We start from the raw sequence: 14,860 nt of genomic DNA, 5'->3' as shown, positions 1-14,860 counted from the left end.
CGGACACCGAAGGGAAACTCGATGAACCGCACGACTCGCTTCACCCGGACCACCGCTCTCGGCCTGGGCGCGGCCCTCGCCGCCTCGGCCTTCGCCGGCCTGAGCGCCACCTCTGCCACTGCTGCCCCGGCCGCCAAGGCGCCCGGCACCACCAGCCTCGCCGAGGTGCTGGACGCCGACGGCAACAAGTTCGACAAGGAGCACGGGGACTTCGACATCGTCGACCGCGCGGTGCGGACCGTGCTGGGGGCGAAGCCCGACAGCCCGGTCGGCGTGCTGGCCGACGGCAACACGCGCGTGACGGCGTTCATCCCGACCGACAAGGCCTTCATGCGCCTGGTCAAGGACGTCGCCGGCAGCATGCCGGAGACCGAGAAGGCCACGTTCGACGCTGTGGCCACGTTCGGTGTGGACACGATCGAGGCCGTGCTGCTCTACCACGTCGTCGCAGGCGACACGATCAACTCCAAGGAGGCCGCGGGCGCCGACGGTGCCGAGCTGACCATGGCCTCCGGCGGGATCGTGACGGTCAACGTGACCGACGGCGGCAGCATCAAGCTGCAGGACGCCGACACGGACGACACGAACGCCAAGGTCATCCCGGCCAAGGTCGACATCAACAAGGGCAACAAGCAGATCGCGCACGGCATCAGCCGCGTGCTGCGCCCGATCAACCTGTGAGCCGCTGACTCCGGTCAGCACGGCACCAGGCAGCCGGCACCCCGCCCCCGCGACGGTCTCGCGGGGGCGGGGTGTCAGCGTCCGTCGTGGACGAGGCGGCCGGCGACCCAGGTCGCGGCCACGGTCGTGCCCCGGAGGCGGGCGGCCTGCTCGGACGGTGTGCCGCGGGGGAGCGGATCGTCGTCGAGCAGCACCAGGTCGTCGCGCGAGCCGGGGCGCACCGTCCCCTGCCCGTCGACCGACGCGGCCAGGGCCTCGCGCGGGGTGAGTGCCTGCTCGGGGTGCCAGGCCTCGCGGTCGTCGGCACTGCGGTGCACCGCCGCGGCGACGGCCAGCCACGGGTCGAGGGGCGAGACGGGGGCGTCGGAGCCGAGCGCGAGCTCGACGCCCTCGTCGAGCATCCACCGCAGCGCGAACGACCGGCCACCCCGGCCGGGCCACGCCCGCTCGGTGGGGTCGCGGTCGTCCAGGAGGTGCGCGGGCTGCACGCTGGCCCGCACCCCGAGCCGGGCCATCCGCGCGACGTCGTCGCGCAGCACGAGCTGGGCGTGCTCGACCGACCCGGTGGCGCCCGTCTCGGCGTACGCGTCGAGGACCTCGCGCACCGCCGCGTCGCCGATCGCGTGGGTGGCGACCTCGAGGCCGGCGCCGTGGGCCCGGCGCAGCAGGTCGTGGAGCTCCTCGGTCGTCTGGTTGGCGGCGCCGGTGCCGGACCCGTCGGCGTAGGGCTCGCAGCACCAGGCCGTGCGGGTGTTGAGCGAGCCGTCGCTGATGATCTTGAGCGGGCCCATGGTGATCCGCTCGTCGCAGCCGGGGAGGACGTCGCCGGTGCGCAGGCCGGCGGCGACGACGGCGTCGAGCCCGTCGGCGTACGTCGCGGACCGCACGCGCACGGTGCACGCACCCTCGGCGAACCGCTCGGCCCAGTCGCCGTACCCGCCGGAGAACTCGAAGTCGACGAGCCCGGTGACGCCCATCGCCGCGGCGGCGTCCATGGTGCGCTGGTAGGCGGTCGGTGAGGTGCCGTCGTTGCCGACGATGGTGACCAAGCGGCCGTACGCCGCGAACCACTCCGACTCCGCGACCACGGTGTCACGTGAGGGGAGGGCGAGGGCGGCGAGCGCCGTGGAGTTCAGCCAGGCGTGGTGGCCGTCGCCGCTGATCAGCACGACGGGGGTGTCGGGCGCGACGGCGTCGAGCTCGGCGACCGTGGGGTCGCGGTCCCAACGGGAGAGGCGGTGCCCCCAGCCGGTGAGCGGCTCTCCGGGCACCTCGACGAGGCGCTCGCGGACCAGCGCCAGGGCGTCCTCCACCGACCGGGTCGGCGCGAGGTCGAGGCGCTGGGAGGTGACCGTCCACTGGCCGAGGTGGACGTGCTGGTCCCACAGGCCCGGAAGCAGCCAGCGCCCCTCGGCGTCGTGCTCCTCGAGCCCGGCCGGCCGGTCGAGCCCCGGGCCCACCTCGACGACCCGACCGTCGCGGACCAGCACGTCGACCGGCAGGTCGTGCCCGGGGCCCTCGCCGAGCTCGACCACGCGCGCGGAGCGGAGGAGGAACGACGTCATGCGGGCCACCGTAGGAGGGCCGCGGTCACGGCGCGCCTCCGGGTCGTGTGCCCGTGACCACCCGAGGGGGTGCTGCCAGGCACACGACCCGTCGGGTGCGGGTCAGCGGGCGGCGGGCTCGGCGGCCTCCTCGACCGGGGCGCCGTGCGCTCCCATCGGCTGGGGCCGCAGGAAGGCCCCGCCGACGACGGCGGCCAGCAGCGCGCAGGCCGCGCCGACGCCGAAGGCCAGCTGGTAGCCGCCGAGCTCCGCGGCGACCAGGTCGGTGCCGGCCTCGACCAGGGCGGTGGTGCGCGCCGAGGAGATCGCGACCAGCACGGCCAGGCCGAGCGCGCCGCCCATCATGAAGCTGGTGTTCACCAGGCCGGAGGCCAGGCCCGACTCGTGGGGCTCGACGTCGCCCATCGCGGCCAGCAGCACCGGGTTGAACGCGATGCCCGCGCCGGCGCCGAGCAGCAGCATCGAGGGCAGCACGTCGACGGCGAACGAGCCGTCGATCGGCGCCCGGGAGAACAGCGCGAGGCTCACGGCGGCCAGCGTCAGGCCGGCCACCAGGGGCGGGCGGATGCCGAACCGCATCACCAGCCGGTCGGAGACCCGCAGTGAGCAGAACGCCATCACCACGCTGGTCGGCACGAAGGCCAGGCCGACCTCGAGTGCCGAGTAGCCGAGCACCCGCTGGAGGTAGAGGGCGGCCAGGAAGAACCAGGCGAACATCGCCGCGGCCCAGAGCACGCCGACCACCTGCGAGACCGCCACGTTGCGCAGCGCGAACATCCGCAGCGGCACCAGCGGCTGGTCGGTGCGGGCCTCGTAGGCGACGAACACGGCGAGCAGGAGCGCACCGGCCGCGAGCAGGCCGAGGGTGCGGGCGGAGGTCCAGCCGGCGTCGTTCCCGCCGACCACGGCGTACACCGTGAGCATGAGGGAGGCGGTGACCAGCACGGCGCCGGGGACGTCGAGGCGGCCGGCGTCGGGCACCTGCTCGTCGGCGGGGAGCACGCGGCGGGCGGCGAACCAGACCGCGATGCCGATCGGCACGTTGACCAGGAAGATCCAGTGCCAGCTGAGCAACCCGGTCAGCACGCCGCCGGCCAGGACGCCGACCGCGCCGCCGCCGGACATCACGAAGCCGAAGAAGCCCATCGCCTTCGCCCGCTCGGCGGGGTCGGAGAAGAGCCCCATGATCAGCGACAGCGCGACGGCGGAGACCGCGGCGCCACCGAGGCCCTGGACCGCGCGGCCCGCGACCAGCAGCTCGGCGCTCGGGGCGAGGCCGCACAGTACGGAGGCGGCCGTGAACGACACGACGCCGGCGGTGAAGACCCGCTTGTTGCCCAGCAGGTCGCCGAGGCGGCCCGAGAGCAGCAGGAAGCCGCCGAAGGTCAGCAGGTAGGCGTTGACCACCCAGGCCAGCGCCTCCGGCGAGAACCCGAGGTCGGCCTGGATCGAGGGCAGCGCGACGTTCACGATGCTCGAGTCGAGGACGATCATCAGGTCGCCCAGGCACAGCACGTACAGGGCCAGCCAGCGGGTGCGGGCCGAGAGCCCGGCGGCCTCGGTGGGCTCGGTCGGCGCAGTGGTCACGGTGGTCAACTCCTCGGGTGTCCGGATCTGCCGTACACCCCCACCACGAACGGGCGGCGCCGATTTCGACATCAGGCGTCAGCGATCTGCGATCTTCGCGAAGGACGACCCGAGGGCGCGACCGATTTCATCGGCGGCCGGCGCGGTAGTCCCCGACGAGAGGGCCGGGTTACCGATCGGTAAGGGGGCCAACTCGTCGGGGACTACCGTGAATTCACCGCCTCAGACGTGGCGGCGGGACTGCACGACCCGGAACCGCGAGGCGACGTACGCGCCGTCGGTGTAGGACGCGTTGGCGGCGGGGTTGGCGCCGGTGCCGTGGAAGTCGGAGTAGGCCGCGGACTGGTTGACGAAGACGCCGCCGAGGAGGTTCTCCGACAGGGCGACGCCGGCGTCGAGGGCAGCCTCGCGGACGTCGTCGAGCACGCGCTCGTCGGTCGTGTAGACGGCCGCGGTCATCGCGCCGCGGCGCTGCACGGTGTCGCGGAAGAGCGCGACCGAGCGATCGGTGGACGCCGTCGCGATGAGGTAGGCGACGGGGCCGAAGCACTCCGACTCGTAGACCTCCGCGTCGTGCTCGGTCAGCCCGACGAGCAGCGGCGTGCGCACGGTCGCGTCGGCGTACGCCGGGTGGGTCACCGCCCGCGACGGCACCAGCACCTCGCCGTGGCCCGTCGCCCTCTCGAGCCGCTCGAGCACACCGGTGTCGACGACCCCGCCGAGCAGCTCGACCGCGCGGGCGTCGTCCCCGAGCAGCTTGTCGAGCGCGGCCCCGATGCCGGCGCCGACCTCGGCCACCGTCTTGTGGCCCTCGTCGGTCGCGATGCCGGCGGCCGGCACGTAGACGTTCTGCGGCGCCGTGCACATCTGGCCGGTGTAGAGCGAGAACGAGAAGGCGAGGTTCTGGCACATCGCGCGGAAGCTGTCGGTCGAGTCGACCACGACGGTGTTCACGCCGGCCTTCTCGGTGAAGACGACGGCCTGGGTCGCATTCGCCTCGAGCCAGTCGCCGAAGGCGGTGCCGCCGGTGAAGTCGACGAGCCTCACCTCCGGGCGTACGGCGAGCACGGCGGCCAGCCGGTCGGCGGGGTCCTCGGCCGCCAGGGTGACCAGGTCGGGGTCGAAGCCGCACTCCTCGAGCACCTCGCGGCAGACCTGCACGGTGATCGCGAGCGGCAGCACCGCGCCCGGGTGGGGCTTCACCACGACCGGGTTGCCGGTCACCAGGGAGGCGAAGAGCCCCGGCCAGGAGTTCCAGGTCGGGAAGGTGTGGCAGCCGACCACCAGCGCGACGCCGCGCGGCACGACCGTGAAGGTCTTCTCCATCCGCAGCGGCTCGCCGCGACCCGGCTTCTCCCACAGCGCCGTGGCGGGCGTGCGGGTCATCTCTGTCCAGGCGTAGGCGATGGCCTCGAGCGCCCGGTCGAGCGCGTGCGCACCACCGGCCTGGAAGGCCATCACGAACGCCTGCCCGCTGGTGTGCTGCACCGCGTTCGCGAGCTCGAAGACCCGCCCGTGCAGCCGCGCCAGGACCTCGAGGCAGACGCCGGTCCGGCCCTCCGGCCCGGCGTCGCGCCAGGCCCTCATGCCGCGCCGGGCCGCGCTCATGAGCTCGTCGACCGCCGCGTCGGTGGCCGGCACCCGCGGGTAGGCGACCCCCAGGTCGAAGCCGAACGGCGAGCGCTCGCTCGCCACGGTGCCGTCGCTGCCCGGCGTCGCCAGCGGGAACGCCCCGCCGAGCCAGGTGTCGAACGCGGCCTTGCCCTCGGCCGCGGCGGTCTCGCCGTACACCCGCGGGGAGGGCGACTCGTCGAAGGCGGAGTAGAAGGTGCGCGCAGCGCAGGCGGCGACGGCCTGGTCGAGGCGGTCGCGGTGCGCGGCGAGGAGGTCCGCGGGGCTCGTGGCCGGGGCGGACGGGGTCGTCACGTCGGTGGTCATGCGGGCAGCCTCCACCCCGGCTCCCCGGTGTGCAACTCCGGTGGGGCTACCCTCCCGGCATGGGCTGGCGGGGAGTCGGGGTGACGGTGCTGTGCGCCGGCCTCGGGCTCGCCGCCGGCGTCGCGCTGGCGCGGGTGACCACGAACGAGCCCGCCGTCGGCGGCACCGCGACCCCGGTGCCCGCCGCCTCGCCGTCGTACCCGTTCGACCCTCCCGTCGAGGTCGTCCCCGACCCCGACGACCCGCCGCTGGAGCGCGGCCTGCCCACCCACGACGAGCGGATCGGCCAGGGGCCCTTCGTGCTCGGCCTGCCGGTGCCCGACGGGTGGCAGCGCACCAACAGCAACTTCGGCGAGTGGAAGTGGACGCCGCCGCTCGGCCCGGACGGCGACAACGACTACACCTACTTCCTGCGGGTCAAGCTCGTCGGCAACCAGAACCTCACGATCGCCGGCGCCCTGCAGGACCGCATCCAGGCCGTGGACCTCGCGAGCGGGACCGAGGAGTTCGACCTCGAGTCGCAGACGCCCGACACGTTCACCTCCACCTACGTGCTCGAGGGCCACCGGCGGCTGGCGATCGAGCGCTTCATCTCGGTCGACGGCACCGACCACGCCTTCGCCAACATCGCGGTCGTCGGCCGGCTCGTCGACCGCGAGGGCCTCGTCGACCTGATGGGGACGGTCACCGACGGGGTCGGGTAGGCGCGCGGCTCAGAAGCCGTGGGTGGTGACCGAGTCGAGCACCTGGTTCGCGGCCGCGCGGTCGGCGGAGCGCACCTGCACCCAGAGCAGCCGGTTCGCGGCCACCTGGACGACGCGCTCCACGGTGACGCCGGACGGGCAGTCGGCGTGCACGATCGTCGTCGACGGCTGGTCGCCGCCCTCGGTGACCGGGCTGTCGGCGCTCGCACACTCGGGGTGCTGCGGGAGGTCCTCGGGCACCTCGAAGCCGGGCAGCACCCCGACGAAGACGCCCTGGCCGTCGACGTCCGGGTCGCGCCAGTCGCCGGCGCTGCCCACCGACACGGCCGGGAAGTCCGCGCCCTCGCCGTTCGGCGGCTGCCACCCCGAGCGGCTCACCACGCCGGCCCAGTCGTGCGGCACGGTCACCTCGAGCGAGCCCCGCTCGTCGGTGACGGTCACGTCGGGGTCCTCCCCGGACTCCACGAGGTAGCCCGCCACCACGCCCGCCGCCAGCGCGAGCACCGCCGCGGCCGTCGCCAGCACCGGGCCGCGCCGGCGTCGGGCGGGCGGCACCGGCTCCGGCAGCGGGCCGAGCTGCGGTTCCGGCGTCGGCCGCGCGCCCGGCTGGGTGAGGAGCGGGTCGGGGGCCAGCCACTCCCCCGGCGGTGGCGGCGCGGCCTCGTCGCCGAGGGCGCGCTCGAGGGCGGAGACGTAGGACGCGACGTCGGGCCAGCGGTCGTCGCGGTCGGCCGCGAGCCCCCGCCGTACGACGTCCTCGACGGCCGGGGGGAAGCGCCGGTCGGGGGTCGACAGCGTGGGCGGCGGCCCCGGTTCGGCGGCCGCGGCCAGCGAGGCGTGGCGGTACGGCGGGACCCCGGCCAGCAGCAGGTGGGTGAGCGCGGCGAGCGAGTACTGGTCGGCCCGCGGGTCGAGGTGCTCGCCGCGCGCCTGCTCCGGAGCGACGTACGACGGCGTGCCCGCGATCATGGTCAGGCGCGAGCTCACGTCGAGCTCCTTGCCGAGGCCGAGGTCGGCCAGCATCGCCCGCACCCGCGGCTCGCTCTCGTCGGAGCCGGCGCGCGGGTCGACGGTGCGGAAGAGCACGTTGGCGGGCTTCACGTCGCGGTGCAGCAGCCCGCGCTCGTGCAGGGCGGTCAGGCCGTCGCCGACCTCGCGGACGACCTCGAGCGCCTGGGCGACGGTCAGCCCGCCCACCTCGAGCCGGTCGGCGAGCGTGCCCTGGTCGGCGTACCCCATGACCAGGTAGGGGCGGCCGTCCTCGAGCTCGCCGGCGTCGTACACCGGCACGACGTGCGGGGACTCGACCTTGCGCAGGAAGCGCCCCTCCTCCACGAAGCGGCGGCGCACGTGGTGGTCCTCGGTCCAGTTGTCGGCGAGCACCTTGATCGCCACCGGGGAGTCGAGGTGCTCGTCGTAGGCCAGCCACACCGTCGCGAAGCCGCCCGCGCCGAGGCGTCGGCGCACGGCGTAGCGACCGAGACGAGAGGGGTGCGGCACGCCTGCATCATGGCACCTCGGGGTCGACCCCGAGACGACCCCGAGGCGGGCAGGGGTCGGTCTCGGTGTCGGGATCAGCGCCTTCCCCGATGTGCCCGACCCCGCCCCGGCGCGAGTCTGGGCGGCATGATCCAGATCGACTCCCTGACCAAGACGTTCGGCGGCTTCCTCGCCGTCGACGACGTCACCTTCACCGCGCAGCCCGGTCGCGTGACCGGCTTCCTGGGCCCGAACGGGGCCGGCAAGTCCACCACGCTGCGGATCCTGACCGGGCTCACCCCGGCCACCTCCGGCAGCGCGACCGTCAACGGTCGCCGCTTCTCCGACCTGCCCAACCCCGGCCTCGAGGTCGGCGTCCTGCTCGACGCCTCGGCCCAGCACGCCGGCCGCACCGGGCGCGAGATCCTCACCGTCGCCGCGCGCACCATGGGCCTGCCGGCCCGCCGGGTCGACGAGATGCTCGACCTGGTGAGCCTGACGCCCGACGAGGCCACCCGTCGGGTGCGGCACTACTCCCTGGGCATGCGGCAGCGGCTCGGCATCGCCACCGCCCTGCTGGGCGAGCCGGAGGTGCTCGTGCTCGACGAGCCCGCCAACGGCCTCGACCCGGCCGGCATCCGCTGGATGCGCGACCTGCTGCGCGACTACGCCGACGGCGGCGCCACGGTGCTGCTCTCCAGCCACCTGCTGCACGAGATCGAGGTCATCGCTGACGACCTCGTCGTGATCGGGCAGGGCCGGATCGTCGCCCAGGGCACCAAGGCCGAGCTGCTGGCCACCGCCGGCACGCTGGTCCGCACGCCCCACCACCGCGAGCTCGCCACCGCCCTCGCGCGGCGCGGGCTCGCCCACGCCACCGCCAGCCACGGCCCCGACGCCCTGCGCGTCGAGGCCGACCCCGCGCTCGTCGGCTCTGTCGCCCACGAGGTCGGCGTCCCCCTCGTCGAGCTCCGCGCCGCCGACGGCGCCGGGCTCGAGGAGATGTTCCTCGAGCTCACCGCCGAGACCCAACGAGAAGGAGCAGCAGCATGACCACCCTCGCCGTGACGGCCGAGACCGAGACCCGCGGCGCCGTACGACGCGAGCCCGCGCCCATCCCCATGACCCGGGTCGTGGCCGTCGAGCTCCGCAAGTCGTTCGACACCCGCTCGGGCTTCTGGCTGCTGGCCAGCATCGGGATCGCCTCGGTGCTCGCCACCGGCGCCGTGCTGCTCTGGGCGCCGGACTCCGAGCTCACCTACAGCACCTTCGCCACCGCGATCGGCTTCCCGATGGCAGTGATCCTGCCGGTGATCGCGATCCTCTCGGTCACCTCGGAGTGGAGCCAGCGCAGCGGGCTCACGACGTTCACCCTGGTGCCGCACCGCGGCCGCGTGATCCGCGCCAAGGCGTACGTCGCCGTCGGCGTCGGCGTGGCCTCGATGCTCGTGGCCATGGCGGTCGGCGCCGTCGGCAACCTGGTGGGCCCGGCGATCACCGGCGTCGACCGGGTCTGGGACGTCACCGTCCTCGACCTGGCGCAGATCATCCTGGCCAACGTGCTCGGCCTGATGATCGGCTTCATGCTCGGCGTGCTGATCCGCAACTCCGCCGGCGCCATCGTGGGCTACTTCGTCTACGGCTTCGTCCTCCCGCCGCTGGCCATGCTGCTCGCGGCGAGCCAGCAGTGGTTCAAGGACCTGCAGCCGTGGGTCGACTTCAACTGGGCGCAGGGGGCGCTCTACAACGGCTCGCTGACCGGCGAGGAGTGGGCGCAGCTCGGGGTGACCAGCCTGCTGTGGCTGGTGGTCCCGCTCAGCGTCGGCCTCGCGATGCTGATGCGGTCCGAGGTGAAGTGACAAGTCCCTTGCGGACCGCCCCACCCTTCCCCGTACCGTGCATCCCGGCAGCCAGCCGGGCCGCCGGTACGGGGAAGGGTCGAGGCATGTCGGGGGACAGGTACGCCGAGCAGCGCACGCCGGACGAGGTGGACGAGCTGGCGCGGCGCGCCCGCGACGGCGACCGCGACGCGCTGGAGCTGCTGCTCACGGAGGTCCGCCCGCGGACCCTCAACGTCTGCCGCGGCGTCCTGCCCTACTCGGGCGACGCCGAGGACGCCTGCCAGGAGGCGTTGATGAACGTCGCCGCCAAGATCGGCTCGTGGGGCGGCCGGGGCCGCTTCACCACCTGGCTGCACGTGGTCGCGGTGAATTCCGCCCGCACCACCTACCGCCGGATGAAGAACCAGGCGACCCCGAGCGACGTGCTCCCGATGGAGCGGCCCGACCCGCGCACCACCAGCGTCATCGCCGGCACGCGGCTCGACCTGCTCGAGGCGATGGAGACCCTCGAGCACGACCACCCGCAGTACGTCGAGCCGCTGCTGCTGCGCGACGTCTACGGCCTGCCCTACGAGGAGATCGCCGCGCAGGTCGGCGTCCCCCTGGGCACGGTCAAGGCACAGATCCATCACGGTCGTCGTCTGGTGCGTCCGCTGCTGCGCGGCGACGGCTAGGTTCCGGTCCATGACTCTTCGGGTGGCGCGGGGGCTCGCCGCCGTCGCGCTCGTGCCCGTCCTGCTCGCCGGCTGCACCGACGCCGAGGACACCCCGGTCGCGGCGCAGCCGGGCAGCCCCACCGACGGCGGGGTCGGCCGCACGGGCAGCACCGCCTCGATCGCGGTCCCCGACCCGTCGGAGGACGCGCAGGCCGAGGACCCGTCGTACGACGCGGGGACGAGCCAGCCGGTGGAGGACTCGGTCTACCCCGAGGTCGGTGACCCGCTGGTCGACGCGCTGCACTACGGGCTCGACCTCGGCTGGAACCCGCAGACCCGCACCCTCGACGCCGCCGAGGTGCTGACCTTCCGCGCGACCGACGACGCGCCGCACTTCCAGCTCGACTTCGGCGCCGCCCTCGCGGTGCGGTCGGCGCGCCTCGACGGGGCCAGGGTCGCGGTCGACGAGCGCGGCAAGGACCTCGTGGTCCGGGCGCCGGTGCAGGCCGACCAGCGCTACGTGCTCGAGCTGCGCTACGGCGGCACCCCGCGCCCGGTCGCGGCGCCGACGACGCGCGCCGACTTCAGCACGCTCGGCTGGACGATCACCGACGACGGCCGGGTCTGGACGATGCAGGAGCCGTTCGGCGCCTACTCCTGGTACGCCGTGAACGACCAGCCGTCGGACAAGGCGCTCTACGACATCACGGTGCGCGCGCCCGCGCCCTGGGTCGGTGTGGCCAACGGCGAGCTGGTCTCCCAGGAGGAGTCCGGCGGCACCACCACCTCGAGCTGGCACCTCGACGAGCCGGCGTCGTCGTACCTCGTCACGGTGGCGATCGGCGACTTCGCGATGACGAAGGACCGCTCCGCCTCGGGGGTGCCGATGACCTACTGGTGGCCGAGCGACGACCGCTCGATCCTGCGCCGGTTGCGGCTCGCCGCCGACGAGGTCGCCTGGATCGAGGACAGGCTCGGGCCCTACCCCTTCTCGTCGCTGGGCTTCGTGGTCGTCGACTCGCGCAGCGCCATGGAGACCCAGACGATGATCACGGTCGGCAAGGAGGACTACGACCTCTCGCCGGAGGTGCTGCTGCACGAGATGGTGCACCAGTGGTACGGCGACCAGGTCACGCCGGCGGACTGGAAGGACCTGTGGCTGAGCGAGGGCATGGCGCAGTACCTGCAGATCCTCTGGCAGGCGCAGCACTACGGCTACTCCGCGGACGCCCAGCTCCGCGACCTCGCCAGCGGCGCCGACCAGCGCCAGCGCAACGAGTCCGGCCCGCCGGCCGACTACGACCCGAGCACCTTCGCCGAGGGCAACGTCTACTACTCGCCGGCCCTGATGTGGGACGTGATCCGCCGCGACCTCGGCGACCGGCTCTTCTGGCGCCTCGCCCGCGAGTGGCCCGCCGCCCACGACAACGGCAACGCCGACTACGACGAGGCCGTGCGCTGGTGGTCGCAGGAGTCGGGCCGCAACCTCGCGCCCACCTTCGACGCCTGGCTGCTCGGCGCGACGACGCCGCCGTACCCCTAGGGGGTAGGGCAACACGCACGTTAACCAGCGATTTGTGCACTCCCGGACGGAAACAACCATCCGACAGCGGACATTTCGGTCCGGGAGTCGAACCAGAGTGACGGGTGTGACTCGCCTGTCGGACCCCGTCTGCCCTGAGCGGAAGCCGGCCGCGCCCCCTTGTCCCGGCACGCCGGCCCGGCGAGGCTCGGGGGCATGGAGCTGCTGGTGCTGGGCGGGACGGTCTTCCTGAGTCGAGCGGTCGCCGAGGAGGGCCTGCGACGCGGGCACGACGTCACCTGTGCCTGTCGCGGGGAGTCGGGCGGCGTCCCGGCCGGTGCGCGGCACGTCGCGTGGGACCGGGCGGCCGAGCCGGACCCGCCCCGGGCGCTGGCCGGCGCGCGCCCCGACGCGGTCGTCGACGTCGCCCGTCACCCCTCCTGGGTGCGGGCGGCCGTGGCGGCGTTCCCCGAGGCCCACTGGAGCTTCGTCTCGACCATCAACGTCTACACCGACGAGGCGACGCCGGGCGGCACGCCGGACAGCCTGCCGCTGCACGACCCCGTGCACACCGACGAGGACCCCGCCACCTCCCCGGAGCTGTACGGCGCGATGAAGGTCGCCTGCGAGGACGCCGTGCGCGACGGCGCCGCGGCCGCGTTCGTCGTACGCCCCGGACTGATCGTCGGCCCGGGCGACCCCACCGGACGCTTCAGCTACTGGCCCGCGCGCCTCGACGGAGCCGACGGGGCCGAGGTGCTCGCCCCCGGCGACCCCGACGACGTCGTCCAGGTGATCGACGTGCGCGACCTCGCCGCCTGGATCGTCGACGCCGCCGAGCGCCGCACCACCGGCACCTACGACGGCACCAGCGCGCCCACCACCCGCGGCGACTTCCTCGCCGAGGTCGCGCGGGGCGTCGGCGTCGAGCCCGCGTGGGTCTGGGTCCCCCAGGACGCGCTGGCCGAGCACCGGGTCGAGCCGTGGGCGGGCCCACGGTCCGTGCCGGTGTGGCTGCCGCTCCCGGAGTACGCCGGGATGTTGGCGCACGACGTCACCGCGTCGTACGACGCCGGGCTGGTCACCCGGCCCCTCGCAGAGACCGCCCGCGACACGCTCGCCTGGTTGCGCGAGCACCCCGACGCCACCGTCACCGGGCTGACCCGGGACGAGGAGGCGGAGGTGCTGGGCGCGTGGTCTCGACAAGCCAGACCGAGGTAGCTCTCAGAAGAGCTCCTTGACCTTCACGACCGTCTCGTAGACGCCGTAGGCCAGCGGCACGCCGACCACGATCCAGGCCACGGGCAGCAGCCACGACGGCGGTGCGCTGGCGCCCTCGGGCGCGGTCGACGTCTCCGTCCCGTGCGGCACGGCCGACGCGTGGCCGCCGTCCTCCGGCTCGAGGTAGCGCTCGGCGACCGGACGCACCATCAGGTTGGCGACGAAGCCGACGGCGAGCACGCAGACCATGGTGATCAGCGCCGGCCGGTAGTCGCCGGCGGTCAGTGATCCCGGCTCGCCCTGCGTGTCGAGGATGCCGTTGACGATCAGCGGTCCGGCCACTCCCGCGGCTGACCACGCCGTCAGCAACCGCCCGTGGATCGCGCCGACCTGGTAGGTGCCGAAGAGGTCGCGCAGGTACGCCGGCACGGTGGCGAAGCCGCCGCCGTAGAAGCTGATGATCAGGCCGGCGAAGAGCACGAAGAGCGCCGTGCTGGTCGGGCCGACGAACGCCAGCAGGAGGTAGAGCCCGATGCCGGCGCCGAGGTAGAGCACGTAGATGTTCTTGCGCCCGATCACGTCCGACAGCGACGACCACCCGAACCGCCCCGCCATGTTGAACAGCGACAGCACGCTGACGAAGCCGGCAGCGGCCGCCGCGGCGACGGCGGTCTCGCCGCCCTCGCGGAAGAAGTCCTGGATCATGTAGGCGGCCTGCTCGAGGATCCCGATGCCGGCGGTCACGTTGCAGAAGAGCACGGTCCACAGCAGCCAGAACTGCGGCGTCCGGATCGCGTTTTTCGCCGAGACGTTGCGGGTGCTGACCATCGCCTTCTGCTCGACCTGGGCCGGGTCGAAGCCCTCGGGCGCCCACCCCTCCGGGGGCACCCGGATCAGCCAGGCCCCGAACAGCATCACCACGAGGTAGACGACCGCGAGGGTGAGGAACATCTGCGCCACGGCGGTGCCGCTCGCGATCGCGGTGATCGGGTCGTAGTCGCTGTCGTAGACGCCGAGCAGCTTGGAGGAGAGCGGGCTGGCCAGCATCGCCCCGCCGCCGAAGCCCATGATCGCCATGCCGGTCGCGAGCCCCGGCCGGTCGGGAAACCACTTGATGAGCGTCGAGACCGGCGAGATGTAGCCGATGCCGAGCCCGATGCCGCCGATCACGCCGTACCCGAGGTAGACCAGCCACAGCTGGCTGGTGACGATGCCGATCGCACCGACCACGAAGCCGGCCGACCAGAAGACTGCAGCCGTCGCCATCGCGCGGCGCGGGCCGCCGGTGTCGACCCAGGTGCCGAAGACCGCCGCGGACAGGCCGAGCATCACGATCGCGATCGAGAAGATCACGCCGACCGCGGTCAGCGAGGTGTCGAAGTGGTCGACGAGCGAGGCCTTGTAGACGCTGGTCGCGTAGACCTGGCCGATGCACAGGTGGACCGCCAGCGCTGCCGGCGGCACCAGCCACCGGTTGTAGCCCGGGCCCGCGATCGTGCGTTCGCGATCGAGGACGGAGGTCAGTGACGCGGTCGTGGCCATGCGGTGGTGTCCTCCCGAGCGGCGGCCGGGTCCTGAGGTGACCCGGGTCACGTCGTACCCCGGAGCGACCGGTTTCAACCACCCGACGGAGCCCGGAGGGGCGGTCCGGGCCGCCGTAGGGTGG

The 14,860-nt window shown here is 73.6% G+C and carries 12 protein-coding genes; 7 read left to right on the top strand and 5 right to left on the bottom strand.

The genetic code is table 11. From position 1 onward, the window contains the following. The first annotated feature begins 21 nt into the window (after positions 1 to 21). A complete protein-coding gene (locus ACFPGP_RS07330; protein WP_378588834.1) occupies positions 22 to 681 on the top strand; it encodes a fasciclin domain-containing protein in 660 nt (219 codons plus the stop codon). A 74-nt stretch (positions 682 to 755) separates the two neighbouring features. On the opposite strand, the gene ACFPGP_RS07325 is transcribed toward ACFPGP_RS07330, so the two are convergent. The 3 genes from ACFPGP_RS07325 to paaN form a co-directional block, all read right to left on the bottom strand. Beyond that, on the bottom strand, positions 756 to 2,246 hold the full coding sequence (locus ACFPGP_RS07325) for an amidohydrolase (RefSeq protein ID WP_378588833.1): 1,491 nt from the start codon (positions 2,244 to 2,246) through the stop codon (positions 756 to 758). 102 nt (positions 2,247 to 2,348) lie between these two features. Next, on the bottom strand, positions 2,349 to 3,833 hold the full coding sequence (locus ACFPGP_RS07320) for a DHA2 family efflux MFS transporter permease subunit (RefSeq protein WP_378588832.1): 1,485 nt from the start codon (positions 3,831 to 3,833) through the stop codon (positions 2,349 to 2,351). A gap of 222 nt (positions 3,834 to 4,055) precedes the next feature. Further along, complete coding sequence (gene paaN / locus ACFPGP_RS07315) at positions 4,056 to 5,771, bottom strand: phenylacetic acid degradation protein PaaN (RefSeq protein ID WP_378588831.1); 1,716 nt, start codon at positions 5,769 to 5,771, stop codon at positions 4,056 to 4,058. A 59-nt stretch (positions 5,772 to 5,830) separates the two neighbouring features. Between paaN and ACFPGP_RS07310 the strand changes: the two genes are divergently transcribed. Beyond that, on the top strand, positions 5,831 to 6,475 hold the full coding sequence (locus tag ACFPGP_RS07310; protein WP_378588829.1) for a hypothetical protein: 645 nt from the start codon (positions 5,831 to 5,833) through the stop codon (positions 6,473 to 6,475). A gap of 9 nt (positions 6,476 to 6,484) precedes the next feature. Here the strand turns inward: ACFPGP_RS07310 and ACFPGP_RS07305 are convergent, their stop codons facing one another. Then, on the bottom strand, positions 6,485 to 7,975 hold the full coding sequence (locus ACFPGP_RS07305; RefSeq protein WP_378588828.1) for a serine/threonine-protein kinase: 1,491 nt from the start codon (positions 7,973 to 7,975) through the stop codon (positions 6,485 to 6,487). A gap of 126 nt (positions 7,976 to 8,101) precedes the next feature. Here ACFPGP_RS07305 and ACFPGP_RS07300 point away from each other — a divergent pair, with 126 nt between their 5' ends. The 5 genes from ACFPGP_RS07300 (at position 8,102) to ACFPGP_RS07280 (ending at position 13,194) form a co-directional block, all read left to right on the top strand. After that, the gene (locus ACFPGP_RS07300) at positions 8,102 to 9,007 is read left to right on the top strand and encodes an ABC transporter ATP-binding protein (protein WP_378588827.1); all 906 of its coding nucleotides are present in this window, start codon (positions 8,102 to 8,104) and stop codon (positions 9,005 to 9,007) included. After that, a complete protein-coding gene (locus tag ACFPGP_RS07295) occupies positions 9,004 to 9,813 on the top strand; it encodes an ABC transporter permease (protein ID WP_378588826.1) in 810 nt (269 codons plus the stop codon). The genes ACFPGP_RS07300 and ACFPGP_RS07295 overlap by 4 nt, the downstream gene beginning before the upstream one ends. Positions 9,814 to 9,899: 86 nt before the next feature. Further along, complete coding sequence (locus ACFPGP_RS07290) at positions 9,900 to 10,469, top strand: RNA polymerase sigma factor (protein WP_378588824.1); 570 nt, start codon at positions 9,900 to 9,902, stop codon at positions 10,467 to 10,469. 10 nt (positions 10,470 to 10,479) lie between these two features. Further along, positions 10,480 to 11,994, top strand: coding sequence for a M1 family metallopeptidase (locus ACFPGP_RS07285; RefSeq protein WP_378588822.1), 1,515 nt, complete (start codon positions 10,480 to 10,482; stop codon positions 11,992 to 11,994). Between the two features lie 195 nt (positions 11,995 to 12,189). Further along, positions 12,190 to 13,194 (top strand): NAD-dependent epimerase/dehydratase family protein, encoded by a 1,005-nt coding sequence (locus ACFPGP_RS07280; protein ID WP_378588820.1) that lies wholly within the window; start codon positions 12,190 to 12,192, stop codon positions 13,192 to 13,194. 3 nt (positions 13,195 to 13,197) lie between these two features. Here ACFPGP_RS07280 and ACFPGP_RS07275 read toward each other — a convergent pair whose 3' ends face one another. Beyond that, a complete protein-coding gene (locus tag ACFPGP_RS07275; RefSeq protein ID WP_378588819.1) occupies positions 13,198 to 14,736 on the bottom strand; it encodes an OFA family MFS transporter in 1,539 nt (512 codons plus the stop codon). Positions 14,737 to 14,860 lie beyond the last annotated feature (124 nt).

Origin of the sequence: Nocardioides taihuensis, assembly GCF_042657275.1 — a bacterium.
Lineage (GTDB): Bacteria > Actinomycetota > Actinomycetes > Propionibacteriales > Nocardioidaceae > Nocardioides > Nocardioides taihuensis.
Note: the sequence above shows the minus strand (reverse complement) of the source record. Positions and strands in the feature narration are given on the sequence as shown.